Here is a 24732-nt window from a genome sequence, read left to right on the forward strand (position 1 = left end):
TTCCTAGCCGGAGGCCCTCCGCACCTGATAGACCCCCTGGATCTGCCCCAGCTTGTTGCTGACGGCGGCCAGCTCATTCTTGTCCCGAACCTCCAGGGAGATGGACACGGTGGCATAGCCGTCGGGCAGGCTCCGGGCGGACAGGGAGGTGACCTTCACCTTGACGGTGGACAGGGCCATGGCCACATCCAGCGTCAGGCCGTTGCGGTCCTTGGCGGAGATGTCCAGGGAGGTCTGGTAGGCGGTCAGGTCGCCGTCCACCCAGGCCACCTTCACCCAGCGGCCCGCCTCCTCCGGCTTGCGGCGGACGGGGTCGGCGTTGGGGCAGTCGGCCCGGTGGACGGACACGCCGAAGCCCCGGGTGATAAAGCCCACCACCGGATCTCCGGGCACGGGGGTACAGCACTTTGCGAACTTCACCAGACAGTTGTCCAGGCCCTCCACGATGATGCCGGACTCGGAGTGCTTGGGCGCGCTTCTGGGGGCCGACTGGGCGGAGGAAGCGGGGATCACCACCCCGTCGGCCAGCTTCTCGGCGGTGGCGGCGGCGCTTTTTTCCCGGCTGATGCGGAGCATCTCCTCCCGCACCCGGTTGACCGCCTTCAGGGCGGTCATGCCGCCGTAGCCGATGACGGCGTACAGCTCGTCCAGGGTGCCGTAGCGCACCTTTTTCAGCACGCCGGGCAGCACGTCCTCGGCGGTGATGGCCGCCAGCGTGTAGCCCGCGCGCTTGAGCTCGGATTCGAACATGGACCGGCCGGTGGCGATGTTCTCCTCCCGGCGCTCCTTTTTGAACCACTGCTTGATCTTATTTTTGGCCTCGTTGCTCTTGGCGATCTTCATCCAGTCCCGGCTGGGGCCGTGGGCGGCCTTGGAGGTGATGACCTCCACGATGTCGCCGGACTGGAGCTGGTAGTCAAAGGTGACGATGCGGCCGTTGACCTTGCACCCCGTCATGGAGTTGCCCACGGCGGAGTGGATGGAGTAGGCAAAGTCGATGGGGGTGGCCCCGGCGGGCAGGTTGACCACATCCCCCCGGGGAGTAAACACGAATACCTCGTCGGCGAACAGGTCCACCTTCAGGTTGCGTACATAGTCCTCGGCGTCGGTGTCCTGCTGGTTCTCCAGCAGCTTGCGCACCCACTCGAAGTTCTCCTCAGTGCCCAGCTTGGCGTTAGCCATGCCCTGCTTGTACTTCCAGTGGGCGGCCACGCCGTATTCCGCCGTGTGGTGCATCTCCCAGGTGCGGATCTGCACCTCGAAGGGGATGCCCTCCCGGCCGATGACCGTGGTGTGTAGGGACTGGTACATGTTGGGCTTGGGGGTGCCGATATAGTCCTTGAACCGGCCCAGCACCGGCTTGAACAGGTCGTGGATGCAGCCCAGAACGTTGTAGCATTCGGGGATGTCGTCCACGATAACCCGGAAGGCGTACAGGTCGAAGATCTCGTCCATGGTCTTGTTCTGGGCGAACATCTTGCGGTAGATGGAGTAGATGTGCTTCACCCGGCCGTAGACGGTGGCCTGGATACCCTCCTCGGCCAGCCGTTCCTGGATGCGCTTCTGGATGGAGGCCATGAACTCCTCGTGGGCGGAGGAGCGGCGGAGCAGCTCGTCGGCGATCTCCTGGTAGCCCACCGGGTCCAGGTACTGGAGGGACAGGTCCTCCAGCTCCCACTTGATTTTCTGCATGCCTAGGCGGTGAGCGATGGGGGCGTAGATCTCCATGGTCTCCAGGGCCTTCTCCCGCTGCTTGCGGGGGGTCTGGTAGTTCATGGTGCGCATGTTGTGCAGCCGGTCGCAGATCTTGATGAGGATCACCCGGATGTCCTTGGCCATGGCCATGAGCATCTTGCGCAGGTTCTCCATCTGCTCTTCTTCCTTGGAGGTGTAGGTCACCCGGGTCAGCTTGGTGACCCCCTCCACCAGGTCGGCCACATCGTGGCCGAAGAGCTTGGCAATCTCCTCGTGGGTGGCGCCGGTGTCCTCAATGCAGTCGTGAAGCATGGCGGCGATGATGGAGTCGGTGTCCAGCTCCAGCTCGGCCACGATCTCCGCCACCGCCAGGGGGTGGGTGACGAAGGGGGACCCGTCCTTGCGCAGTTGCCCGTTGTGGGCGTCGTCGGCGTACTGGAAGGCCGCAAACAGCCGCTTGGTATCCGCGTTGGGGTTGTATTGTCTGATCTTGTGCTCCAGCGCATGGTAGCGCTCTAAAATCGGGTCCATTCCATCACCTTCTTTCCATGTCGCGGAGGGCTATGCCTCCTCCGCCAGCCGCCGCAGATGCCGCAGCAGCTTGGAGGCCTCCAGGTCCACCTTCCCGCTGACCTCCTGCACCGAGATGCGCAGGTGGTCGGTGGACTGCTCCACCTGGATGAGGCCGTGCTCGTCCAGCACCTCCAGGCAGACCATGGTGCGCATGACGGTCTCCTTGATGCCATAAGTCCGGGCCACGCTGCGGGCCAGCCGACGGGCGGTGTCCTCCACCCGGCCCAGCCGGGCGTGGCCGCTGAGGTACCGCCAGACCGCCACAAACTCGGTGCGGCTGGGGATGAGGGCGGCGGCCTCTTGGGCGGTGAGGCTCTCCCCCCGGCGCAGCCGCTCATACAGGGCCTGCTCGGCCTCCATGCGGGTGGGGGCGGGGCGCAGGTCGCACACCAGAAGCTGCACCGTCCGCGCCCCCCGGAACTCGTTGATCTGGGGGGTAAAGGCCACGTCCACCCGGTCCCCGGCGGCCACGCCCGCGGCGGCGGCGGTGCTGGAGAAGAAGATGGCGTCCAGGGTCCGGCCGCCGCGGGAGAGCTTCAGCTTCAGATGCCGGCCGCCCCCCACGTCGGCGCAGGCGGACACGGTGCAGCCCGACAGGCAGAACACCGGCTTGGGGTTGCCCGCGCCGTAGGGCTCGAGAGCGTCCAGCCCCAGCACCTCCTCCACGGTGAGCAGATCCGGGTCGGGCAGCTCGGCGTCCACGTCCAGCACGCTCACCAGCTCGGCCCCGCCGCTCCACGCCTCCACGCAGCGCTCCATCCGTTCCCGGAAGGCGTCGATGTGCTCAGCCAGGATGGTAAAGCCGGCGGCCAGCGCGTGGCCGCCGAAGCCCTCCAGCAGCTCGGCGCAGCTCTCCAGCGCCTTAAACAGGTTGAAGCCCCCGAAGCTCCGGCAGGAGCCCTTGCCCCGGCCGTCCTGGAGGCAGATCATAAAGGTGGGGCAGGAGAAGCGCTCGGCCAGGCGGGAGGCCACGATGCCCACCACCCCCTGGTGCCACCCCTCTCCGGCCAGGACGATGCAGCGGCGGGGTCCGGTGCCCTCCCGCTCCAGACGGGCCAGGCACTCGGCAAAGATCTCCCCCTCGATGTTCTGTCGCTCCCGGTTGAGCTCGCACAGCTCGTGGGAGAGCTCCTCGGCCCGGCCGGGGTTCTCGGTGAGCAGCAGCTCGGCGGCCAAGGGCGCCCGGCCCATGCGCCCGGCGGCGTTGATGCGCGGGGCCAGGGTAAAGCCGATGCGGTCGGCGGCCAGGGGCTTTCCCTCGGCCCCTGCCTCCCGGATCAGGGCCTTCATGCCGGGCCGCTGGGTGCGGGACAGCACGTCCAGGCCCCGGCGGACCAGGGCCCGGTTCTCGCCGGTGAGGCACATGACGTCGGCCACCGTGCCCACGGCGGCCAGGTCGGCGTAGCGCTCCAGCACCGCCGGGCGCTCCGCCGTGGGCGTGAGGGCCAGCGCCACCTTCAGGGCCACCCCCACTCCGGCCAAGGCCTTGAAAGGGTAAGGGCAGTCCGGCCGGTGGGGGTCCACCACCGCCACGGCGGCGGGGAGCCGCTCCTTGCACTCGTGGTGGTCGGTGACGATCACATCCACCCCCAGGCTGGCGGCGTAGTCCGTCTCCTCCACGGCGGTGATGCCGCAGTCCACGGTGACGATCAGGGTGACGCCGGCGGCGTGGAGGGCGTCCACCGCCTCCCGGTTGAGGCCGTAGCCCTCCTCCAGGCGGTCGGGGATATAGGGGACCACCCGGCCGCCCCGGCTGCGCAGATAGCGGGTCAGCAGGCAGGTGGAGGTGATGCCGTCCACATCGTAATCGCCGTATACCGCTATGTATTCATTTCCAGCCAGCGCCCGTTCGATGCGTGCGGCCGCCTTGTCCATGTCGCAGAGCAGGAAGGGGTCGGGCAGGGGAAGGCCGTCCACCGCCAAAAAGGCCCGGGCCTTTTCCGGGGTATCCACCCCTCTGGCACACAGGACCAGGGCGGCCAGAACCGGCAGTCCCGCCTCCGCCATGGCCATCACCTCAGGCCGGGCGGGGGCGGTAAAATTCCACTTTTTATATTTCATGGTCTACCCTCAAGATTCTTGAAAATCACCCTTTATTATATCAAATCCACCCCATGGTTACAAGCATGGATTGGTATGACCTCCCGGCGGGAGTTGCCGGGAGGCCGCCGGGGTATTTCAGGCGCACTCCAGATACAGTGCGATGAGCTTGATGGTCTCCCGCATGCCGTCGAAGTGGGTCCGCTCCATGCCGTGGGAGGCGTGGACGCCGGGCCCGATGAGGGCGGCCTTCATGTCGCCGCCCGCCTTCCAGGCCACCGCCACGTCGGAGGAGTAGTGCGGGTAGACGTCCACGGCGTAATCCACGCCGTTTTTCTTGGCCAGCTCCACCAGGCGGCACACCATCTCGTAGTCGTAGGGCCCGGCGGAGTCCTTGGCGCAGATGGACACCTGGTACTCGGTGCAGGTCAGATCGCTGCCCACGCAGCCCATATCCACCGCCAGCAGCTCGTCCAGCCCGGCCGGGATGGTGGCCCCGCCGTGGCCCACCTCCTCGTAGACGGTGAAGTGGATCTCGGTGTCGTACCGGGGCCGGGTCCCGGCATCCTTCATCAGCTTTAAGAGGGTCAGCAGGCAGGCCGCCGAGCCCTTATCGTCGATGAACCGGGATTTGAGGAAGCCGCTGGGGGTGACGGTGGTCTTGGGGTCCAAGCAGACGTAGTCCCCCACCTCGATACCCAGGGCGGCCACGTCGGCAGCGGAGCGCACCTTCTCGTCGATGCGCACTGCCATGTTCTGCTCGTCCCGTGGCCGGGTGAGCGCATCGTCAAAGACGTGGGCCGCGGGGGAAAGGGAGAGGATGGTGCCGGTGTAGACCCGGCCGTCCCGGGTGTAGATCCTGCAGTATTCTCCGTCCAGCGTGGGGAGGATGGGGCCGCCGATCTTGGTGATCATCAGCTCCCCCTGGTCGGTGACCGCCCGGCACATGAGCCCCAGGGTGTCCACATGGGCGCACAGGCCCAGCTTTTTGGTGTGCTCCCGGCCGGGCACGTCGATGATCAGCCCGCCCTTGTTGGTGCGGCGGGCGGCGTAGCCCAGATCCGCGGCGATCTTTTCCGCCGCCGCCACGGCGTTGGCGGTGAAACCGCTGGGGCTGTCGGTGGTGAGCAAGGTCCGGGCCGTATCCATCAAAAATTCCTTGCAGCATTCAATCTCCATAGGGGAAAGCTCCTTTTTCATCTTGATGTTATTCCCGTATATCATACCCGTTTTACAGGAGAAAGGCAATGGTCCGCGGTCTCTTCCCCACAAAAAAGACCGGGCGTACCGCCCGGTCCTCTGCCGCTCTTGTGCTTTTCAGACGCTGCCCCGCAGGACCAGTTCCGTCTCCACCATCTCCGAGACCGGACGCTTCCCCTCCAGCAGATCGATCAGCTTCTGGGCCCCCCGCTGGCCGCAGTAGGCCTTGTGCTGCTCCACCGTGGTGAGGCCGGGGCTGGTAAAGGCCGCCGTCTCGGAGTTGCCGAAGCCAATGACAGCCAGGTCCTCCGGCACCCGCAGCCCCATATCCAGGGCGCAGTTCAGCGCCGCGATGGCGGCCAGGTCGTTGACCGCCAGTATGGCGTCGGGCTGGAACAGCTTCAGGATATAGCCCGCCGCCCGGTAGCTCTCCTCATAGCGGTAGAAGCCCGGCTGCACCTGGCCGGGCTCCATCTCCAGGCCGTGGCCGGCCAGGCACCTGCGGTATCCCCGCTCCTTGACCGCCGTCTCCTCCAGTCCGGGAACGCCCGTGACCATGGCGACCCTTCTCCGGCCCCGCTGCAGGCAGTATTCCGCCGCCCGGTAGGTTCCCCCGGCAAAGTCGGTGAGCACCCGCAGGTATTGGGGCTGGTCGTAAAAACGGTTGATGAACACGGTGGGAGTTTTTCGGATGGCCCCCTCCGCCACCCACTGCTCATAGCGGTCCCCCGGCCGGGCGCTGCCGATGGCCAGAATGCCGTCCACCTGCCGCTCCTGGAGCTGCTGAAAGCAGGTCAGTTCCCGGTCCTTGTCGTTTTCCGAGGCCGTCTGGATGTAGGCGTAGCCGTAGTCGCTGAGGACGCGGTACACCCCCGACACAATCTCGGCAAAGACCGGATTGGCGCTGTTGGGTACAATGATGCCCACAGTGCCCGTCCGCCGCAGCTTGAGCGCCCGGGCCACCGAGTTGGGCCGGTAATCCAGTGCCCGGATGGCCTCCTTGATCCGATCCTCCGTCTCTTTCCGCACGGTGAGCTTGCCGGAAAGATAGCGGGACACGGTGGAAACATTGACGCCCGCTAGGGCACTGACGTCTTTGAGACTGGACATGCGCTCCTCGCCCCTTTCCGATGTTGTCCCGAAAACGCGGACCACATTTCCGATATTTTATGGTATCACCTCCGTTTTTCGTTGTCAAGTTTACCTTAAGTTTCCGCTTAAATCCGCATCTATTTTATCTACTTTTCACAGCCAGATCGTAATAGAACAGATACTGCTGGAGGATGCCACCATACCCTTTGTACCGCTCCAGGTCAAACCCGGCCGGGTAGTGGGCCTCCAGCACCCGGCGGATGTGGGTGTCCACCGGGAAGGCGTCCACCTGGTGCAGACCGAACAGACAGACGCACTGGGCCACCTTTTTCCCCACGCCGTAAAGCCCGGTGAGCCGCTCCATGGCCTCCTCCGCTCCGGCGGCCCGCAGCCGCCGGGCCCAGTCCTCATAGCCGGCCGCCTCCACCTCCGCCGTCAGGCGGACCAGGTACCGGGCCCGGTAGCCCAGCCCCAGGGCGGCAAAATCGGACTCCGAGGCCCCGACCAGGGCGGCGGGGGAGGGGAAGCTCCAGTAGGTCCGGCTCCCCGCCCGCCGCTCCTCTCCCCAGCGGCGGCACAGACCTTGCACGCTCCGGGTAATGCGGCCGATGTTGTTGTTCTGGGAGATCAGGAAGCTCACCAGCACCTCCCACAGATCCTGACGTAGCACCCGGATGCCCCGGCCGTATCGGGCCGCGGCCCGGAGGTAGCCGTCCGCCGGGTCAATGGCGGCCTGGATGGCCTCATAATCGGTGCTCAAATCAAAATAGTCGGCCCAGAGGGCCTCAAATTCCGTCTCCCCACAGGAAAAAACCAGCCGTTCCCCCCGTTGCTCAGCCTCCACATAGCTGCCCCGGGCCGGGATACCGTAGTGTCCCTCCCCCAGCCGCTGCCAGGTGAAGCACTGGCCGGAGGCGGCGATCTGATCCAGGTCCAGGCAGGAGATGTGCCGTTCCACCATGTCGCAGTCCTCCCTTTCTCCGGTCCAGTATAGCACATCTCCCGCCCCACGGCAAAAGAAGAACATTTTCTGCGTCCCCCTCTTGACTTTTGCGCTCGGGTGTATATAATAACATATGAACAATAACTCATATATTTGCGAAAGGAGACCGCTATGCCGGAGAACCGCGACAGCGAGGTGGAGCGCTGTGAATACATCCACATCCACGAGGACATCGTAGAACAGGTCAACCAGAACATGCCCGACGAGGAGATCCTGTATGATCTGGCGGAGCTCTTCAAAATCTTTGGGGACTCCACCCGTATCAAGATCCTGTACGTCCTCTTTGAGTCGGAGATGTGCGTCTGCGACATTGCCCAGCTTCTGGGCATGACCCAGTCGGCCATCTCTCATCAGCTCCGCTCCCTGAAGCAAAGCAAGCTGGTCAAGTACCGCCGGGAGGGCAAGACGGTGTTTTACTCCCTGGCCGACGGCCATGTGCGCACCATTCTGGACCAGGGCATGGAGCACATCTCGGAGTGACACACCCCGCCCCAGCCATCTTTTGAATTGTTAAGAAAGGATTGGATCGTATGAAAAAACGTTTTAACCTCACCGACTTGGACTGCGCCAGTTGCGCTGCCAAGATGGAGCAGGCCATTAAAAAGCTGCCCGGCGTCCGGGACGCCAGCGTCAGCTTTCTGACTCAGAAGCTCACCCTGGACGCCGACGACGCCCGCTTCGACGCCATCGTGCAGGAGGTCGTGAAGGTGTGCAAAAAGGTGGAGCCCGACTGTGTCATCCACGTCTGAGCCCGCTGCAGAGCGGGCCTGCGCCGCAACTGTGCCCAATGGAGGTTTTCTTATGACTAAAAAGCAGAAAAAAATGCTCTGGCGCATCCTGGTCAGCGCCGCGCTGCTGGCGGCAGCCGCGCTGCTGGACCTGGAGGGTCCTGTCCGCCTGTGCGCCTTCCTTCTCCCATACGCCGTCATCGGCTACGACGTGCTGTGGCGGGCGGCGCGCAACATCGCCCACGGCCAGGTCTTTGACGAGAATTTTCTGATGGCGCTGGCCACCATCGGTGCTCTCTTCACCGGGGAGTACCCCGAGGCGGTCTTTGTCATGCTGTTCTATCAGGTGGGCGAGTTCTTCCAGAGCTACGCCGTGGACCGCTCCCGCAAGTCCATCGCCGCGCTGATGGACATTCGGCCCGACTATGCCAATCTGGAGCGGGGCGGGGCTCTGGAGCAGGTGGACCCGGAGGCCGTGGCGGTGGGGGACACCATCGTCATCAAGGCCGGGGAGCGCATCCCCCTGGACGGCGTGGTGCTGGAGGGCAGCTCCACGGTGAACACCGCCGCCCTCACCGGCGAGGCCCTGCCCCGGGAGGTGGAGCCCGGCGACGACGTGATCTCGGGCTGCGTCAACCTGTCAGGCCTGCTGCGGGTGCGGGTGACCAAGGAGTTCGGCGCGTCCACGGTGGCCAAGATCCTGGACCTGGTGGAAAACGCCAGCAGCAAGAAGGCCAAAGCCGAGCACTTTATCACCAAATTCGCCCGGTACTACACCCCTGTGGTGGTCATCGCCGCCGTCCTCCTGGCCGCGCTGCCTCCGCTGCTGGGCCTGATGCCCTGGACCGACAGTCTCCACCGCGCCCTCATCTTCCTGGTGATCTCCTGCCCCTGCGCCCTGGTCATCTCGGTGCCCCTCAGCTTTTTCGGCGGCATCGGCGGGGCCTCCAAGGCCGGCATCCTGGTCAAGGGCGGCAATTACCTGGAGGTCCTGGCAAACACCGAGATTCTGGTATTCGATAAGACCGGCACCCTGACCAAGGGGGTGTTCAACGTCACCGCCATCCACCCGGACGAGTGCTCGGAGGCCAAGCTGCTGGAGCTGGCCACGCTGGCGGAAAGCTGGTCCGAACACCCCATCTCCAAGTCCCTGCGGGAGGCCTACGGCGCCGAGCTGGACCCCCGCCGGGTGACCGGCGTGGAGGAGGTCGCCGGTCAGGGCGTGAAGGCCACGGTGGACGGCGTGGAGGTCTGTGTCGGAAACGACAAGCTGATGGACGCCGCAGGCGTGGCCTGGCACCCCTGCCACCGAGTGGGCACCACCGTCCACGTGGCCTCCCAGGGGGTCTATCTGGGCCACATCGTCATCTCGGACGAGGTGAAGCCCGACGCCGCCCGGGGCATCGCCGCCCTGAAGGCGGCGGGGGTCCGCAAGACCGTTATGCTCACCGGCGACGCCAGGGCGGTGGGCGAGGCAGTGGCCCGGGAGCTGGGCCTGGACGAGGTTCACGCCCAGCTCCTGCCCGGGGACAAGGTGGACCGGGTGGAAGCCCTGCTGAAGGAGAAGTCCCCCAAGGGCGCGCTGGCCTTCGTAGGCGACGGCATCAATGACGCCCCCGTCCTCTCCCGGGCCGACATCGGCATCGCCATGGGCGCGCTGGGCTCCGACGCCGCCATCGAGGCCGCCGACGTGGTGCTGATGGATGACAAACCCTCCAAAATCGCCGTGGCCATCCGCATCGCCCGCAAGACTCTGACCATCGTCCGGCAGAACATCGTGTTTGCCCTGGGCGTAAAGCTGCTGGTGCTGGCACTGGGCGCTCTGGGCATGGCCAATATGTGGGAGGCCGTGTTTGCCGACGTGGGGGTGTCCGTGATTGCCATTCTCAACGCCGCCCGGGCCCTGAAGGCCGGGGATGAGGCGGAATAAAAACCAACCAGCCGCCGCAGGCGCTCTCGCGCCTGCGGCGGCTGGTTTCGCTCTCCCCGGCGGGGCGCCGGATCAGAGGAATCCCCGGATGTCACTCGCCAGTTGCTCCTCCAGGGTACTCAGCTTTCGGGTAATCTCCTTGGACTTCTCATTGGCCGCCTGATATTGGTTTAGATACTTGTGCAGCGACTTCACGCCCATGTTGCAGCCATCCGTCATCAGATCGGCAATGGCGGCGTCCGAGGTATCCATCGCCAGCTTCATGTTGGTCTTCATCCAAGACATACCCTTTGCAATGGGATTGGGCTCTTTTCCGTCGTCGTGGTATTGCCGCAGGAGGCTCTGGACCTCGTCCTCCAGCTTCTTGTGCTCCGACCGGCAGACACTCAGCCGGTCTCTGAAGTTCTTCGCCTGCACGTGCTCCAGCACATCGTCGATGGACGCCACGCCCATCTTGATGCCCGCGTCGCATTCTCGCAGCAATTTTACGGTATCCTGTTCCATCATCCTGCAGTACACCTTCCTTTTCGATGGGCCTAGTATGCCCATTCCCCATCCGGTCTATCAGCACCGCCCCGTATCTTTCAGAATCACAGGCCGAAGAAAAACCCTGTTTGGCAGCGACTTTCTCCGGGCGGCAGTTGCTACCAAGCCGGGTTTTTCTGAGCTGGCGTCAGCCCCGTCCGGAAAACAGTTCGAAGCCAATTAGCAGGTATGCAGTGGAAAATGTAAAGACCGTTTCGGCGGCGCAGCGTAGCCGCCCAAAAGAAACGACAACAAAAACCGCTGTAAACCATCAAAAAACGGCTTACAGCGGTCATTTTTGGCACCCCCGGCGAGACTCGAACTCACTACATTCCGCTTAGGAGTACGGCGTACCATTTCGTAAATTGTTCATATCATATCTTCCCGTGTTGTTTCTTCGCAAATTGTGCTGCCTGGAGGCAGGTCAATTTGCACAAATTCCCCTGAAATATGCTGCCTTACAACGGCTTTTCAAATGTCGTATTAGCAAGGTATTAGCAGGAACCCCTTGTGACAGAGGACTTCTAGGGGCCATTTCAAAATGCTGTTAGCACAGATGGAGGATAATCTTATGAACACCAACACACCCAACGAAAAAGGAACGCCCCAAAGCAGAACATACACCGTGAATGACATCGCAGCTATTCTCGGTATCGGCCGCGCTACGGCCTATAAACTCGCCAACTCTGGATTGTTCAAGACGATCCGCATTGGCAACATGATCCGCATCTCCAGGAAGTCCTTTGAGGATTGGCTAAGGGCAGAGGGGCTGGATGACGAAATCATATAATCATGAAAGCACCATGGAAATCCCATGGTGCTTTTTGGTTCCTGTTAATCCTGTGAATGACCTGCAAAGTAATTCTCCAGAATTTCTTTAAAAGAGCCATCCTTTACCTGGCATTCCCATATGACCAAAACATTCCAATCGCTATGTTCAAGGTTTTCAATATTTCTTTTGTCGCGGGCGACATTTTGACAGAACTTTTCTTCCCAGAAAGCAATATTTGTAGCAGGCGTTGAGGCGTATTTGCATCCTGGATGCCTGTGCCAGTAGCAGCCATTAACAAAAATAACTAAATTATGTTTTTTTAAGACTATATCAGGTTTTCCAGGTAAGTTTGCGCATTGTATCCTAAAACGGTATCCGTGTCTATGTAACCATGAGCGAACAATCAGTTCTGGTTTGGTGTTTTTGCCTTTGACATGCGACATACACTTGTGCCGTTGTTCTGATGTGAGCACATCAGACATTCTGTTCGTCTCCTTTGAGCATCAATTTTTCATTTGGTCATTCAAGCCATAGGAACAATTCTAAATATGGAAATCTTACTTCTATTGTAGGTAAACATATCTACAATATCATTCAAAACTGTATTGAAATGAGTCAAAAATTCCGTACTTTGTCTTCTGCAATGGGGCAAAGGCTACCGCCCATAGGGTTTTCCCCTCCCAGGTGTCTAGGCATCATAGAGGCCGCCTTTTCCCAAAAAATCAACACTTTTTTGACCACCGAAAGGAGGTAATAACATGGCGGTATTTCGTATTGAGAAAACCCGCGACTATACGGTGATGTCCAACCACCACCTGCGCAACGCGGGGCTGTCCCTGAAATCCAAAGGGCTGCTCTCCATGATGCTGTCCTTGCCGGAGGACTGGAACTACACCACCAGGGGTCTGGCCAAAATCTGCAAGGAGGGCACAGACAGCATCGGATCAGCCCTGAAGGAACTGGAGCAAGCCGGGTACATAGTCCGCAACCGGCTTCGGGACAGCAAGGGCAAGATCGTGGATGTGGAGTATGTCATCTATGAGACACCCCATCCCCCGGACACGGGCCAGCCGTGTGAGGACGAGCCGGATACGGCTTGTCCAGATACGGAAAACCCGGATATGGATAACCCATGTCTGGAAAACCGGCCGCAATTAAATAAAGAGAAAAGAAATCCTGAAGAACAAAATACTGATTCATCAAGTACGGAAGGATCAAATCCTATCCAATCAAGCCCCCAAGCCCCCGCAGGGGCCAAACGGACCGGACAGGACTGGATGCGGGAGCGAGAGAGCTATCGGGAACTGATTTTGGAGAATATCGAGTATGACTATCTATGCCGGGATGACCGGCTGGATCGGGATATGCTGAATGAGTTGGTGGAGCTCATAGTGGACACCGTCTGTTCCCGCAGGGAGACGATCCTCATTGCTGGGGACGACTATCCGGCTGAGGTGGTGAAATCCCGGTTCCTGAAGCTGAACAGTTCCCACATCGAGTATATGTTGGACCGTATGCGAGAGAACACCACCTATGTCCGCAATATCAAGAAATATCTGCTGGCTGCCCTGTATAACGCCCCGGCCACCATCGACAGCTACTATGCGTCCCTAGTGAACCACGATCTATATGGTTAACACAATTCGTTGTAAATGTGGGATTTTTAAGATGGAGATCATTCTGAAAGCATGGCATTTTTTGCACTACGGACAATGTATTTGCCCATTGCTTCTGCCATTTTGACAGGAACTGCATTTCCGATTTGCCTACCAATGGATACAAATGTCCCGTAGAATACATATTCATCGGAAAAAGATTGAAGTGCGGCTGCTTCTCGCAATGATATCGCTCTATCTTGTGTTGGATGACCATATCGTCCATTGGACAGGCTATAGCATCGCGCTGTAAGCGTAGGTGCCACTTTGTCCCAATCCATTCTGCCATATACATCTGTATGCCCTGTATGCCCATTGTTGTGACATTTAAGAATTAACCGAGGGGGCCAAGAGCGTCTATCTCCACCAGAATGGGGTGTATGTTGTATGCGCTCTAAATTTATAGCAGATAAAGCCGATGCCTGATGGTTTGGAACAGAGTCATTATGACCACCAGCACTAATCTCTGGAAATTTTGCAATTGCATCTCTGACGGTGCGATATGGTGTTTTCCCTGCGCCAAATGTTCCTTCTGGTATTGTGGGTTTGAAGAATCGTGATGCAATTAATACAAATCGCTGACGATTTTGAGGTACACCATAATCCTTTGCGTTTACAACTTTATAGTCGTATAAATATCCACTTTTTTCTAGTACGGAAATAAAAGAGTCAATAACTTGTTTCCCTTTTCCACGAATACCGGGCACATTTTCAACAAAAACATGGGCTGGTTTAATCGCCTCAACAATCCTGCCAAATTCAACAAGCAAATTGACATCTTTATGAACTGTCTTTGCATGTCTCTGCGAACTGAACGGCTGACACGGAGCGCACCCGGAAAAAAGCAACTGATCCTCTTTACCCTTAATTGCTGGAAAGTCTCCGTAAATTTGCTCTGCATTTACATTTCGTATATCTGCACATATAAATTTTGTTTTATTATTCTTTTCATAAGTATCTTTGTAGTCAGGACAACTATCATATCCCCCGAGCACAGATATGCCTGCTCCGATGAGCCCGCTCGTCAGACCGCCCCCGCCACAAAAAAAGTCAATTGCAATCATGGTTTCATTAATTCCTTTGCCCACAAATCCATATTTCGGTCTGGCATACCCGGCCTGCAAGAATTAATCATATAGGCCCATACAATTTGTTCTCTAAACGGGCTGTCAACAGACGCCACTCGAAAATAATCGTGTTGTTCTGGCCTAATGCTTTCAATACTCAACGCAATTTTATCAAGCGGTATAAACTCCAGTTGTTTAAGGTTAACTGTCAAATAGGGTAATGATTCAGGAAATGCAGGTAGTGAGACATAATTGTTGCGATATCCAGCATTCAGATGGCTCGTTATATTGTTAATCTGATTGTTAGAAGGATTATCTCTAGGAGGGTATGAATGAAATACATTTTTATCATAACACTTTGCGCACAGAGCATGCGTTACTTTATTTTGCGCCATATCACAAGAAGGTGTTAAGATCAAACGATACTCGTCTGGCTCTCCTATTTTCAGCAGATCGTCTTCAGTTGGAGAAACTTTTTTTATAACATCACACACACACAAAGACTTAGCAATAGGAGGACAGACATATTGAATCCATGGTGGTGCATTCTCACTGCAATTTTCATCAAAATAGTTCGAAACTCTTTTGGCAAGAACGAAGCGAACAACACCGTCTGTAATGCCATCTGTCTTACTCATAGGCATAATTGAATTAAGCGCCACAATTAGAGCATCATTAAAGTCTTGTTTCAGTGTAGAAATTACGGGGACAAATTTTTCAATAGTATCCAGATAGTTAATTACTGGTTCTTCATCACCTTTTGATTGAATTTTCACCAAATTGCTGGAAGTATATTTTTTGTCCAAAGAAATTAATTCTGCATAACCAGAAAAAATAATGACAGGCTTAAATCCTGATTCCCATATTTTTTCTAGTAACGCATTGCCCTCCAGGTTTCCTGATGCATCATCTTTCCAATCAAGGACTATCGCATCTGGATTGAACTCCGAAAATTCACTATCAAACCGATCAAACGAAATAGGTTTGCATTCCCATCCATTATCATCACAATGGTCTTTTATACCTCTGACGGCTTCAGGCCTGTCATCAATTATAAGCACCTTCATTAGCAATATCCTTGTATTATAAAGTAGTAGTTATTAGAGCCCCTCTCCAAGGGCTATGTGCTACACTGTAAGGGATGCTGTGGATTGGTGTTGTCCTCCTACCAGAAGATGGTTTAAGAAAGGTTCCAACCACAGCCCTTTGCAGTTTTGTTAATCAGTTAAATACCGCCAGACGGTTTATGTGGAACAAGGCTACAAGAGCAAAGTGTTCTGTGGAGCAGCATCACAATCTTACCGTTGGAGGTTTTATCATGGTGGTTTCTGTTGGCATTGATGTCTCAAAGGACAAGCACGACTGCTTCATTCTCAACTCGGAAGGTGAAGTCCTGGCAGATGTGTTCACCATTCCCAACAACATGGATGGTTTTACCTGCCTGCTTCAGAAAATCCGGGACTGCACCACATCCCAGGACAAAATAAGAGTAGGGCTTGAGGCGACCGGACATTACAGCTACAACATCCTTGGGTTTCTTCTTGACAACGGTCTGGCCACCTATGTCTTGAACCCTTTGCGCACCAATCTCTACAGGAAAAGTCTCAGCTTAAGAAAGACAAAGACTGACCGTGTGGATGCACGAACGATTGCAGCTATGCTTCTGTCCGATGTAGGCCTCAAGCCCTACACAGACACAGCATACCACAATGAGGAGCTAAAGTCACTCACAAGATACCGTTTCGACAAGGTGAAAGAACGAGCCAAACTGAAATGCTCTGTTTCCAGGCTGGTCTGCATCCTGTTCCCAGAGTTGGAAAATCTGGTACCGTCCCTCCATGGGGCTTCTGTCTATGCCTTGCTGGAAGAGTTCCCTGGCGCCGTTCAGATCGCCGGGGCGCACCTGACACGACTGAAATCCCTTTTGACTGACGCCTCCAGAGGCCGTTACGGGCGGGACATGGCCCTGGACATCCGGGATGCTGCCAGGAATTCCATAGGCTCCAGAATGCCTGCCAAGTCCCTCGAATTGCAGCATACCATCCGGCTTATCCGGGAACTGGACGCTGAAATTGAGGAAATCGAAACAGAAATCCAAGCTATGATGGATGAACTGCACTCTCCGATCACGACCATTCCGGGCATTGGCTGTCGCATGGGGGCTATGATCCTTGCCGAGGTTGGGGACTTCTCCCGCTTTGAATCTCCCGACAAGCTGCTTGCCTATGCAGGGCTTTCACCATCGACCTACCAATCCGGACAGCTCAAGAACTGCTATCCGCACATGGAAAAACGCGGCTCCAGATACCTTCGCTACGCCATTTACAACGCCACCAAGTATGTCTGCTTATGGGACCCGGCCTTTGCGTCTTACCTTGCCAAGAAACGAGCGGAAGGCAAGCATTACAATGTTGCAATCTCCCACGCGGCCAAGAAACTGGTACGGCTCATCTTCGCTCTGGAGAAGTCCAGACAACCGTACCGTCTGGTAGCCTAACTTACTCTTGCTGGCATCCGGGGTCCTAACGGACCTCTACTTTGATATACTTTTTTTGAACCATCTGTTTTTGTACCACCGCCATTCATTTTGGGGGTTGACTTCTAATAGTTAATCTTTCTCTATATTCATGCTATAGGTACATCAAAAACAAAAGTTGCCCCACCTAATGTCCCAGGAACAATAGTTGCTATTTTTCCATTATAGTAATCCAGTAATTCCGTGACAATAGTTAGCCCCATTCCGATTCCGTGAGGTTTGGCCGTGACACCGGCATCAAAAATCAACTGCGCATCACTCTCTTTTATACCGGGGCCATTATCACTTATCGTTACCTCGAGCCTGTTTTTATTGACAATCTTATACTCAAGTGTTATTTGCTTGGGACCTTGGTTGCCTTTCATCCAGTAACATGCGTTATCCATAAGATTTACAAAAACTGTCTGCAATTCACCTTCATGCATTCCAATATCAATTTCGGGCACATTATCAATTTTAATATCAACATCTTTTGCATATTTCTGCCCTTGCACCAGTCTGACGCTACTAAGTAATGTGTTTTGTAAGGCGCATTGATTTTTTTTGTTCCTCAAGTCGGCTCGATACAAAGGCGCAAAACTTTTGGCAACTTCCAATAGCCGTGTATGACTTTCTTCCGCGTCTTTATAGTATTCTTCAGTTCTGGAATCAAATGGGGAATACTCTTTAGAAACACGGCGTAAAAAGCGCTTTATTACTGTCATTCCCGTCAAGATTTCATGGAGAATAACAATTGCGACAGAACCTAAAGAGGCAGTTTGGGCATAATATGTTAGCCTGGATTGCAGCGCTTCAAGCCCCTTTTCGTTTTGACTTGAATATTCCCTGACATATTCAAGAATATTTTCATATTTTTCTCCAGCATCTACAGCTTGCTCTATTTTTTGAACAAGCACTTGGGCAGAAAGTGGTGCCATCAGGCTACTAATATTTGGTTTTTCACGGTGATCTTCCGTGTTTTTATCGGTATTCCTTAGTTTCTCTAATTGAGAAATTATTGTTTCAACAATTTTGGAAAACTGTTTGTATTCCTGAGTATCAACTAATTTTTCCCGATCTGTTGTGTCTCTTATCTCGGGATTTTCAGAAGACGAAATATTAATAATTCCAATTATTTGGTTAGTGCTTATACGTGTACCGATACTACTAACACGCCGCAAGTCAATACCAAGCCAATCTTTTGATGCACTTGATTTTGGTAACACCAAAACATCATCGCGATATATTGATAATCCTTTATATTGACTGATCGTGTTCCTGATTGCGCGTCTTTTCAAACCAAAAGTCGAGGTTAAATCTTCCAGGCTGTCATTGTCTAAATCCCAGCAGCGAATTTCAAAAGTAAACATTCCAGCTTTGTATGGAGGAAGATTGTCTTCCTCAAAAGTTAGGACATTCGCATTAAATCCCCGGATCGCTTCTTCCCATGAAATTTCTCCGTGTCGTTTTTGGCACTTCTGATGCTTGTTTTTAGGTTCAAAAATGTACCTCCAATTTACTACACCAGCACTATCTACATCTCCCCATATTCGATAAGTAGGGTGTTCAATAAAATCTGATGGCTTTATTTCTATTGGAGCATCATAGAATGGAGAGGTAAGGGTAATTTCAAATTGATCAACTTTCTTAAACGGTGATATTAGCCTTGATAAGTTCTCACGCAGTTCATCAATTTTCTTTTGATCCCATTCTGATGTCAGTTTCCGAATCCTTAAAATTGTCCCAGATGGATCGAATACACAATCATCATCATCTAATGTTTCAATGGATATTTTGCAATCATTGACATTATTTGATTCTACAAAGGAATTCCAGTCCATTTTTGCGTGAAGGTAACTGTCACTATCACTTTTGGTCCATATGTGCATTATGCTGCCAAGCCTTGCAGCAGAAAAACGCCCTAATCCTTTGTTACCAGAAACCCTCCTGATTTTCCCGTCCCTATAAACCACAGGATTCTTTTCTTTATAAGGGGTGGCTATAACTGCCCAGGAGTTTTCAATTATATCGCTGGTCATTCCCAGACCATCATCAGTAATTTGAATGTATTTTCCGCGCTTATCCTCGCCAAACTCAACTTGTACATGATACGCAAATGCATCATAACAATTTTTCACTAACTCAGTAACAGCGACCGTATCATTGGTTACCAAATCTGCACCAAAGGCAGCAAATGCTCTGGGGTGGAATTGCATCGATATTGTTTTTTTCATTGCCATAATGCACCTCGTAAGTAAGGAGATGAAAGTGTGAATTCTCTATTTTACCTGTTGGTAAAAACAGAATATTTTCCTGATAAGGTCAAGGAAAACGCAGAAAGATTAAAGGCCTATTGTATGGAATATGCCGATTATACATGCTCCATTTTAGAATCCTTGGGTAAGTTCAGAATTCGACGCATCGAAAAATGCGTACTGGGTCAAGACCATTATTCGTTCAGCAACATTTTAGATGAAGCAACGCATAACGAGTTTATTTTTTGCAACAAAAACGCTAATTCAGTTTCAGGATCGCTTTTTACCGATATTCTCAATAATCCCTGGCACTATGCAATAGTAATCATCCATTGCTGTCATTGATTTTTCTTGAGTCGCTTATCAATTGGCTTTTCTGCACCACTAGGAATCGCCCATGATTTTCCAAGTCTCTGCACACCTGTTATTCGCCCTTGCTCACAGAGAACTTGAACTCGACGTTCTGAAATTCCCCATTTTTGTGCAGTTTCTTTTGCTGTCAAGTATTCCATCATAACACCTCATGATTGAATTAGCACCCTTATTATATACGCAATTCCGAACAAAAGCAACGGAATTATCTATATTCAAGCTCAACAAACTGTATGGACTATGCATATTTCAAGCCACAAAGGAGGTAATTACTTATGCAGGAAGAAGTCACCCAGCGCACCGTTGCCCTCTGTGTGGAGACCACCAAGCTCTCCGCTGGGATGCTGCAACAGGCCATGAAAAAGGTGCTGGATGAGATGCAAAAAGGAGTGACCGGCCACAAGACGAAGCTGCACCACGGCAAGCAGACCCTCCGGCAGCTTATGAAGCACAACACCGGCGTTTCCAACATCGAGATCACCGACCAGAACATTCGGGCCTTTTCTGCCACCGCCAAGAAGTACGGCATTGACTTTGCTCTGAAAAAGGACACCAGCGGCGAGATACCCCGCTACCTGGTGTTTTTCAAGGGGCGGGATGCCGACGTCATCACGGCGGCCTTCCGGGAGTTCTCCGCAAAGAACCTGGAGAAAGAGAAAAAGCCCTCCATCCGCAAGGAACTGGACCAGGCGAAACAGCAGGCCAAAGCCCAGCACCGCCAGCGGGAGAAGGTCAAGACCAAAGGCCGGGGTGTGGAGTTATGACGGTTGACTGGAAAAAGAAACTGCTCCCTAACCTCCCGTATCTGCTGTTCGTGTATCTCTTTGATAAGCTATGCCAGGCGGTGCGCCTTGCGCCCGGCCTTGACGCCTCTGAAAAGTTCCTGCATTTGAGCCAGGGCTTTACGGAGGCGTTTTCTTATGCGGCGCCAAGCCTGCATCCCCTGGACCTGCTGGTGGGCATCGCCGGGGCGGTCGTCGTCCGGCTGGCGGTGTATGCCAAAGGAAAAAACGCCCGCAAATACCGCAAGGGCATTGAGTACGGCAGCGCCCGATGGGGCACGGCGGCAGATATTGCCCCCTATGTCGATCCGGTCCCTGACTGGAATATCCCGCTGACCCAGACGGAAAAGCTCACCATGTCCAGCCGCCCGAAAAATCCCAAGTACGCCCGAAACAAAAACATCCTGGTCATCGGCGGCAGCGGCAGTGGCAAGACCCGTTTCTTCGTCAAACCCTCCCTGATGCAGATGCACAGCAGCTATGTGGTCACCGATCCCAAAGGACAGCTTTTGTCCGAGGTGGGGACCATGCTGCGGCGGGGCGCCCCCAAGCTGGACGAGAACGGAAAGCCCATGCGGGACGCCCGCGGGAGGGTCATCTATGAGCCATACCGCATCAAGGTCCTCAACACCATCAACTTCAAAAAGAGCATGAAATACAACCCCTTCGCCTACATCCGCAGCGAAAAGGATATTTTGAAGTTGGTCAATGTCATTATCGCCAACACCAAAGGCGACGGGGAAAAATCCTCGGAGGATTTTTGGGTGAAGGCCGAGCGCCTTTTGTACTGCGCCCTGATCGGGTACATCTGGTACGAGGCGGAGTCGGAAGAAAAGAACTTCCTCACGCTACTGGAGCTCATCAACGCATCGGAGGCCAGAGAGGACGACGAGGAATTTCAAAGCCCCGTTGACCTGCTCTTTGCCAAGTTGGAGAAAGAACACCCGGACCACTTCGCCGTGAAGCAGTACCGCAAATTCAAGCTGGCCGCCGGTGATATATGCTCTAAGTGACTTCTTAATCATGATTTTGTCATGGTTAGTGAAGCAATTACTTAGAGCATTTTTGTATCAGGAGGTACAGCCATGAGAAATGAAAAAATTACCCCACTGTACGAGCGCCTGAGCCGGGACGATGAGTTACAGGGCGAGAGCAATTCCATATCCAACCAAAAGCAGATGTTAGAGGATTTTGCCCGCCGGAATGGGCTGCCCAACCCTACGCACTTTACCGATGATGGTATCTCAGGCACCCGTTTTGACCGCCCCGGATTTTTGGCGATGATGGAGGAAGTGGAGGCAGGGCGTGTAGAGGCAATCGTCATCAAGGACATGAGCCGGTTAGGGCGTGACTATCTGAAAGTCGGCCAGGTCATGGAGATTTTGCGGCAGCGCGGCGTACGGTTAATTGCCATCAACGATGGCGTGGACAGTCTGAAAGGCGACGATGATTTTACGCCCTTCCGCAATATCATGAATGAGTTTTACGCCCGCGACACCAGCCGGAAAATCCGATCTGTGTTTAAGTCAAAAGGCATGAGCGGTAAGCACCTGACAGGCACCGTGATTTACGGCTACTTGTGGGATGAAAAGCGGGAACATTGGCTGGTAGATGAGGAAGCCACCGAAGTGGTACGCCGTATCTTTTCCCTCACGCTGGAGGGATATGGGCCTTATCAGATCGCTTGCAAGTTGTCCGCAGACCGGATTGAAATTCCTGTCGTACACCTTGCCCGATTCAACGAAGGTGTGAACCGTTCAAAGCCGGTCAAAGACCCCTATGGATGGGGATCATCTACCATCGTGAACATTTTGAAAAAACGAGAGTATTTAGGGCATACCATCAATTTCAAGACCCGCAAGCACTTTAAGGACAAGAAAAGCCACTATGTTTCTGAGGATGAATGGACGATCTTTGAGAATACCCATGAAGCCATTATCGACCAGCAGACCTTTGATTTGGCGCAGAAAATCCGCAGCAATGTACGGCGTTATCCAAACGGCTGGGGCGAAGCGGCTCCCCTCACAGGTTTGCTCTATTGTGCCGATTGTGGCGGCAAGATGTATGTCCACCGCATCAACAATGGCAGGCGGATTTCTCAATATACCTGTTCCAATTATACCAAAGTTCCGTGTGGGACACTATGCCCTACACAACACCGTATCAATGAGAGTGCTGTTCTGACATTGGTTTCTGACACGCTCCGGGCTATCGCTGAATATTCCAGAAATGACCGGACGGAATTTATTCACACCGTTCAGGAAACGCAGGTTGCTCAACAGAGTGCCGATATATCGAAAAAGCGCAGGCGTCTGGCTGCTGCTCAAAAGAGAACCGGAGAACTGGAAAAACTGATTTGCAAAATCTATGAGGACAATGCCCTCGGCAAGCTGTCGGATGCACGATATAGGGCGCTTGATGCACAGTATGCCAAAGAGCAGGACGCACTTGAGATTGAAATTGCGGAGCTGGAAAAGGCTGTTACCGGCTATGAGCAGAGCCAGAAATCCGCAGAGAAATTTATAGCCCTGATTGATAAGTATGAGAATTTTGACACGCTGACAAACACCATGCTCAACGAGTTTGTAGAGAAAATCCTTGTCCACGAACGCGCCCGAAAAGGCAGCCAGGACACCACGCAGGAAATTGAAATCTACTTCAATTTTTTAGGACGCTATATCCCACCATCCTTACAGCCGGTTCCTTTAACCCCGGAGGAACAGGAAGAACTGCAGAAAAAAGAAGAACGCAAGGACAGGCTTCATCAGAATTATTTGAAGCGGAAAGCCAGCGGCGCACAGAAACAGTATGAGGACAAAATCAAGGCGAAGAAAAAAGCGGAAATGGACGCTAAGAAAGCCCTGATCCGGGCTGAGGATATGAAAAAAGGCGTTTTTTCTACTGTCGGACAGCTGCCGAAAGAAGAACCACGCAAAGGCAGCATAGCAGCCAGCGCAGCAGTCTAATCATCACGAAGCAAAGGAGAATGAATATGAGTAAGTTGACTTACATTCGTTGTGGAGATTATGATATACCCAACCTAAAACTTTCTGAACAGCCGGAAACTTCTATCGGCAAGTACGGCAGAATGCGAAAATCCTACCTAAAGGAACATCGCCCCATTCTCTACAACCATCTGCTGATGAGCGAGAAGCTGTATCCACACCTGTTAGAGATTGAGCGGACAGCACAGGGGCGTGTGGAAACCATGTTGCCTCACATGATGGAAGTTGCGGGTGTCACGGAGGAACTGAAAGCCTGTGACCCTATGCGCTGGATGGGGCTGATGAACACGCTGAAAGCGCAGGCAGAAGAAATCATATTAGCAGAATTGATTAACGACTGATTCCCTAACAATAAATTACAATATAATCAAAAAGACGAAGTTAGTGTAAATAGACTGACTTCATCTTTTTTGATTCCTATATTCTTCTGGGGATTTTCCATAAACTTTACGGAAAGTGGCCGCAAATTTACTTGCATTGGCATAGCCCAAATGCTCTGCAATATTGCCGATTGTCAAATTCGGTTTTGACATCAATAAAAGCGCATACCGCATTTTTGCCTGTCGGATATAAGCCCCAATAGGAACACCATACATGGCTTTGAATGATTCTCGAAGTTTGGTCTGCCCCATTGCTGCTATTTTGCAAAGCTGCGAGAGTTCTGGTGGGTTTAAAATATTCTGTTCAATAGCCAGACGTACAGATTCCAGCGCCTTTTTCTCTTGTTTGGAAAGAGACTGGTGTTTAGATGCTATCTCCTGTCGCTGTTTATGAAAGTTGCCTGCCACAATAGAAAGCAGTTCACCTACTTTGCTTTCGTAGTAAAGACGGGAGGTTTCGCCAGCAATCAGTTTATCCCGTATCTGCAAAAACAGGGTTCCAATTTCCGGGGTATTATAATCAAAAGCTTTCCAATCATAAACCTCTGCATAGTCAAAATCGTCCGGGGTAAAACGGTCTTGCAGATTTTTCTCTATGTAATCTTCAAACAGCAAAACTGACGCATAGCTGATTGGTATATTGGGTTGATATAATACTCGCCCCTGTGACGGCTTATTTAGATAAAGGTGGATTCCCTCTGTGATAGGTTGGGCTTTCCGCCCATTCTGGATCAGGGTAACACCGCCGGATTCCAAATAATAAATTTTCACCAGCTTTTGATTGATCTCATATTTGCGTTCCATTGAGGCGTATGGTATCCAGCTTCCGGTTGACAGGAATAATCCATCTGTCGGTTGAACCTGATAGATATTTCCATAGCCTTGTCTGTTTTGCGGCTGCAAGGTGCAGATTCCATTATGATTATCCTGTCGAAAATGATAATCATGCAGATAAAAAGAAGCATCCCCTAATTCGTGCGCGGCCTGTGTAGAATCGGTCTGCATCCTGCTCACCCCCGTTTCTTATGTAGTCGGAATAATCCGCAGTATCTTTTTTTATGCTCCAAAATGTCGCAAAGGCTGTCAGCAAAACCACAAAAAGCACTGATATATCCGGTTGTTTTTCCACTTTTAACTCCTGTT

21 protein-coding genes and 1 pseudogene are annotated in these 24732 nt (G+C 54.0%); 10 read left to right on the plus strand and 12 right to left on the minus strand.

The window, feature by feature from the left end:
• Positions 1 to 3: 3 nt before the first annotated feature.
• From BN2154_RS02975 to BN2154_RS02995, 5 genes are all read right to left on the minus strand, one after another.
• A complete protein-coding gene (locus BN2154_RS02975; RefSeq protein WP_050617373.1) occupies positions 4 to 2226 on the minus strand; it encodes a RelA/SpoT family protein in 2223 nt (740 codons plus the stop codon).
• Between the two features lie 30 nt (positions 2227 to 2256).
• The gene (gene recJ / locus BN2154_RS02980) at positions 2257 to 4329 is read right to left on the minus strand and encodes a single-stranded-DNA-specific exonuclease RecJ (RefSeq protein WP_050617374.1); all 2073 of its coding nucleotides are present in this window, start codon (positions 4327 to 4329) and stop codon (positions 2257 to 2259) included.
• A 117-nt stretch (positions 4330 to 4446) separates the two neighbouring features.
• Positions 4447 to 5487 carry a M42 family metallopeptidase gene (locus tag BN2154_RS02985; protein ID WP_050617608.1) on the minus strand — a complete coding sequence of 347 codons (1041 nt, stop codon included), beginning with the start codon at positions 5485 to 5487 and terminating at the stop codon, positions 4447 to 4449.
• A 138-nt stretch (positions 5488 to 5625) separates the two neighbouring features.
• Entirely contained in the window at positions 5626 to 6618 is a 993-nt protein-coding gene (locus BN2154_RS02990) for a LacI family DNA-binding transcriptional regulator (RefSeq protein WP_050617375.1), read from the minus strand.
• A 124-nt stretch (positions 6619 to 6742) separates the two neighbouring features.
• The gene (locus tag BN2154_RS02995; RefSeq protein ID WP_050617609.1) at positions 6743 to 7561 is read right to left on the minus strand and encodes a DNA-3-methyladenine glycosylase family protein; all 819 of its coding nucleotides are present in this window, start codon (positions 7559 to 7561) and stop codon (positions 6743 to 6745) included.
• A gap of 153 nt (positions 7562 to 7714) precedes the next feature.
• Here BN2154_RS02995 and BN2154_RS03000 point away from each other — a divergent pair, with 153 nt between their 5' ends.
• From BN2154_RS03000 to BN2154_RS03010, 3 genes are read left to right on the plus strand one after another with little or no spacing between them, the layout of a single operon-like run.
• Entirely contained in the window at positions 7715 to 8083 is a 369-nt protein-coding gene (locus BN2154_RS03000) for an ArsR/SmtB family transcription factor (protein WP_050617376.1), read from the plus strand.
• Between the two features lie 50 nt (positions 8084 to 8133).
• Positions 8134 to 8352 carry a cation transporter gene (locus BN2154_RS03005; RefSeq protein ID WP_050617377.1) on the plus strand — a complete coding sequence of 73 codons (219 nt, stop codon included), beginning with the start codon at positions 8134 to 8136 and terminating at the stop codon, positions 8350 to 8352.
• A 52-nt stretch (positions 8353 to 8404) separates the two neighbouring features.
• Positions 8405 to 10261, plus strand: a complete 1857-nt coding sequence (locus BN2154_RS03010) for a heavy metal translocating P-type ATPase (RefSeq protein ID WP_050617378.1) — start codon at positions 8405 to 8407, stop codon at positions 10259 to 10261.
• A 72-nt stretch (positions 10262 to 10333) separates the two neighbouring features.
• Here the strand turns inward: BN2154_RS03010 and BN2154_RS03015 are convergent, their stop codons facing one another.
• Positions 10334 to 10768 (minus strand): hypothetical protein, encoded by a 435-nt coding sequence (locus BN2154_RS03015; RefSeq protein WP_050617379.1) that lies wholly within the window; start codon positions 10766 to 10768, stop codon positions 10334 to 10336.
• 589 nt (positions 10769 to 11357) lie between these two features.
• Between BN2154_RS03015 and BN2154_RS03020 the strand changes: the two genes are divergently transcribed.
• Positions 11358 to 11576, plus strand: coding sequence for a helix-turn-helix domain-containing protein (locus tag BN2154_RS03020; RefSeq protein ID WP_050617380.1), 219 nt, complete (start codon positions 11358 to 11360; stop codon positions 11574 to 11576).
• Positions 11577 to 11620: 44 nt separating this feature from the next.
• On the opposite strand, the gene BN2154_RS15070 is transcribed toward BN2154_RS03020, so the two are convergent.
• On the minus strand, positions 11621 to 12040 hold the full coding sequence (locus BN2154_RS15070; RefSeq protein ID WP_094762329.1) for a very short patch repair endonuclease: 420 nt from the start codon (positions 12038 to 12040) through the stop codon (positions 11621 to 11623).
• 276 nt (positions 12041 to 12316) lie between these two features.
• Here BN2154_RS15070 and BN2154_RS03025 point away from each other — a divergent pair, with 276 nt between their 5' ends.
• Positions 12317 to 13195, plus strand: a complete 879-nt coding sequence (locus BN2154_RS03025; RefSeq protein WP_050617381.1) for a DUF6017 domain-containing protein — start codon at positions 12317 to 12319, stop codon at positions 13193 to 13195.
• Between the two features lie 38 nt (positions 13196 to 13233).
• Here BN2154_RS03025 and BN2154_RS15075 read toward each other — a convergent pair whose 3' ends face one another.
• Both BN2154_RS15075 and BN2154_RS15660 read right to left on the minus strand, forming a co-directional pair.
• The gene (locus BN2154_RS15075; RefSeq protein ID WP_094762330.1) at positions 13234 to 14277 is read right to left on the minus strand and encodes a DNA cytosine methyltransferase; all 1044 of its coding nucleotides are present in this window, start codon (positions 14275 to 14277) and stop codon (positions 13234 to 13236) included.
• Positions 14274 to 15347 carry an ANTAR domain-containing protein gene (locus tag BN2154_RS15660; protein ID WP_154666627.1) on the minus strand — a complete coding sequence of 358 codons (1074 nt, stop codon included), beginning with the start codon at positions 15345 to 15347 and terminating at the stop codon, positions 14274 to 14276. Before BN2154_RS15660 ends, BN2154_RS15075 begins: the two co-directional genes overlap by 4 nt.
• A gap of 254 nt (positions 15348 to 15601) precedes the next feature.
• On the opposite strand from BN2154_RS15660, the gene BN2154_RS03030 reads away from it, so the two are divergent.
• Entirely contained in the window at positions 15602 to 16777 is a 1176-nt protein-coding gene (locus BN2154_RS03030) for an IS110 family RNA-guided transposase (RefSeq protein ID WP_050617610.1), read from the plus strand.
• Between the two features lie 128 nt (positions 16778 to 16905).
• Here BN2154_RS03030 and BN2154_RS15080 read toward each other — a convergent pair whose 3' ends face one another.
• Positions 16906 to 19035 carry a sensor histidine kinase gene (locus BN2154_RS15080; protein WP_094762331.1) on the minus strand — a complete coding sequence of 710 codons (2130 nt, stop codon included), beginning with the start codon at positions 19033 to 19035 and terminating at the stop codon, positions 16906 to 16908.
• 353 nt (positions 19036 to 19388) lie between these two features.
• Positions 19389 to 19562 carry a helix-turn-helix domain-containing protein gene (locus BN2154_RS15085; protein ID WP_094762332.1) on the minus strand — a complete coding sequence of 58 codons (174 nt, stop codon included), beginning with the start codon at positions 19560 to 19562 and terminating at the stop codon, positions 19389 to 19391.
• 135 nt (positions 19563 to 19697) lie between these two features.
• Between BN2154_RS15085 and BN2154_RS03040 the strand changes: the two genes are divergently transcribed.
• The 4 genes and pseudogenes from BN2154_RS03040 (at position 19698) to BN2154_RS03055 (ending at position 23550) form a co-directional block, all read left to right on the plus strand.
• Positions 19698 to 20186 carry a PcfB family protein gene (locus tag BN2154_RS03040; protein ID WP_050617383.1) on the plus strand — a complete coding sequence of 163 codons (489 nt, stop codon included), beginning with the start codon at positions 19698 to 19700 and terminating at the stop codon, positions 20184 to 20186.
• Positions 20183 to 21199 (plus strand): annotated as a pseudogene (locus tag BN2154_RS03045) (type IV secretory system conjugative DNA transfer family protein); the annotation flags it as partial. The gene BN2154_RS03040 and the pseudogene BN2154_RS03045, both read left to right, overlap by 4 nt.
• A gap of 90 nt (positions 21200 to 21289) precedes the next feature.
• Positions 21290 to 23170 carry a recombinase family protein gene (locus BN2154_RS03050; RefSeq protein WP_050617384.1) on the plus strand — a complete coding sequence of 627 codons (1881 nt, stop codon included), beginning with the start codon at positions 21290 to 21292 and terminating at the stop codon, positions 23168 to 23170.
• Between the two features lie 26 nt (positions 23171 to 23196).
• Positions 23197 to 23550 carry a TnpV protein gene (locus tag BN2154_RS03055; protein WP_024724768.1) on the plus strand — a complete coding sequence of 118 codons (354 nt, stop codon included), beginning with the start codon at positions 23197 to 23199 and terminating at the stop codon, positions 23548 to 23550.
• Between the two features lie 60 nt (positions 23551 to 23610).
• On the opposite strand, the gene BN2154_RS15090 is transcribed toward BN2154_RS03055, so the two are convergent.
• Positions 23611 to 24594 (minus strand): helix-turn-helix transcriptional regulator, encoded by a 984-nt coding sequence (locus tag BN2154_RS15090; RefSeq protein ID WP_050004277.1) that lies wholly within the window; start codon positions 24592 to 24594, stop codon positions 23611 to 23613.
• Between the last annotated feature and the right edge of the window lie 138 nt (positions 24595 to 24732).

This window comes from Intestinimonas massiliensis (ex Afouda et al. 2020), assembly GCF_001244995.1.
GTDB lineage: Bacteria > Bacillota > Clostridia > Oscillospirales > Oscillospiraceae > Intestinimonas > Intestinimonas massiliensis.

Excerpts from the sequence above, each read along its gene's own strand:
- BN2154_RS02985 (WP_050617608.1), bottom strand. The coding sequence starts at position 5,487 with ATGGAGATTGAATGCTGCAAGGAATTTTTGATGGATACGGCCCGGACC.
- recJ (WP_050617374.1), bottom strand. The coding sequence starts at position 4,329 with ATGAAATATAAAAAGTGGAATTTTACCGCCCCCGCCCGGCCTGAGGTG.
- BN2154_RS15085 (WP_094762332.1), bottom strand. The coding sequence starts at position 19,562 with ATGGAATACTTGACAGCAAAAGAAACTGCACAAAAATGGGGAATTTCA.
- BN2154_RS02995 (WP_050617609.1), bottom strand. The coding sequence starts at position 7,561 with ATGGTGGAACGGCACATCTCCTGCCTGGACCTGGATCAGATCGCCGCC.
- BN2154_RS15660 (WP_154666627.1), bottom strand. The coding sequence starts at position 15,347 with ATGAAGGTGCTTATAATTGATGACAGGCCTGAAGCCGTCAGAGGTATA.
- BN2154_RS03010 (WP_050617378.1), top strand. The coding sequence starts at position 8,405 with ATGACTAAAAAGCAGAAAAAAATGCTCTGGCGCATCCTGGTCAGCGCC.
- BN2154_RS03000 (WP_050617376.1), top strand. The coding sequence starts at position 7,715 with ATGCCGGAGAACCGCGACAGCGAGGTGGAGCGCTGTGAATACATCCAC.
- BN2154_RS03025 (WP_050617381.1), top strand. The coding sequence starts at position 12,317 with ATGGCGGTATTTCGTATTGAGAAAACCCGCGACTATACGGTGATGTCC.
- BN2154_RS03015 (WP_050617379.1), bottom strand. The coding sequence starts at position 10,768 with ATGATGGAACAGGATACCGTAAAATTGCTGCGAGAATGCGACGCGGGC.
- BN2154_RS02990 (WP_050617375.1), bottom strand. The coding sequence starts at position 6,618 with ATGTCCAGTCTCAAAGACGTCAGTGCCCTAGCGGGCGTCAATGTTTCC.
- BN2154_RS03020 (WP_050617380.1), top strand. The coding sequence starts at position 11,358 with ATGAACACCAACACACCCAACGAAAAAGGAACGCCCCAAAGCAGAACA.
- BN2154_RS15090 (WP_050004277.1), bottom strand. The coding sequence starts at position 24,594 with ATGCAGACCGATTCTACACAGGCCGCGCACGAATTAGGGGATGCTTCT.
- BN2154_RS15075 (WP_094762330.1), bottom strand. The coding sequence starts at position 14,277 with ATGATTGCAATTGACTTTTTTTGTGGCGGGGGCGGTCTGACGAGCGGG.
- BN2154_RS03040 (WP_050617383.1), top strand. The coding sequence starts at position 19,698 with ATGCAGGAAGAAGTCACCCAGCGCACCGTTGCCCTCTGTGTGGAGACC.
- BN2154_RS03055 (WP_024724768.1), top strand. The coding sequence starts at position 23,197 with ATGAGTAAGTTGACTTACATTCGTTGTGGAGATTATGATATACCCAAC.
- BN2154_RS03005 (WP_050617377.1), top strand. The coding sequence starts at position 8,134 with ATGAAAAAACGTTTTAACCTCACCGACTTGGACTGCGCCAGTTGCGCT.
- BN2154_RS15070 (WP_094762329.1), bottom strand. The coding sequence starts at position 12,040 with ATGTCTGATGTGCTCACATCAGAACAACGGCACAAGTGTATGTCGCAT.
- BN2154_RS02975 (WP_050617373.1), bottom strand. The coding sequence starts at position 2,226 with ATGGACCCGATTTTAGAGCGCTACCATGCGCTGGAGCACAAGATCAGA.
- BN2154_RS03050 (WP_050617384.1), top strand. The coding sequence starts at position 21,290 with ATGAGAAATGAAAAAATTACCCCACTGTACGAGCGCCTGAGCCGGGAC.
- BN2154_RS15080 (WP_094762331.1), bottom strand. The coding sequence starts at position 19,035 with ATGGCAATGAAAAAAACAATATCGATGCAATTCCACCCCAGAGCATTT.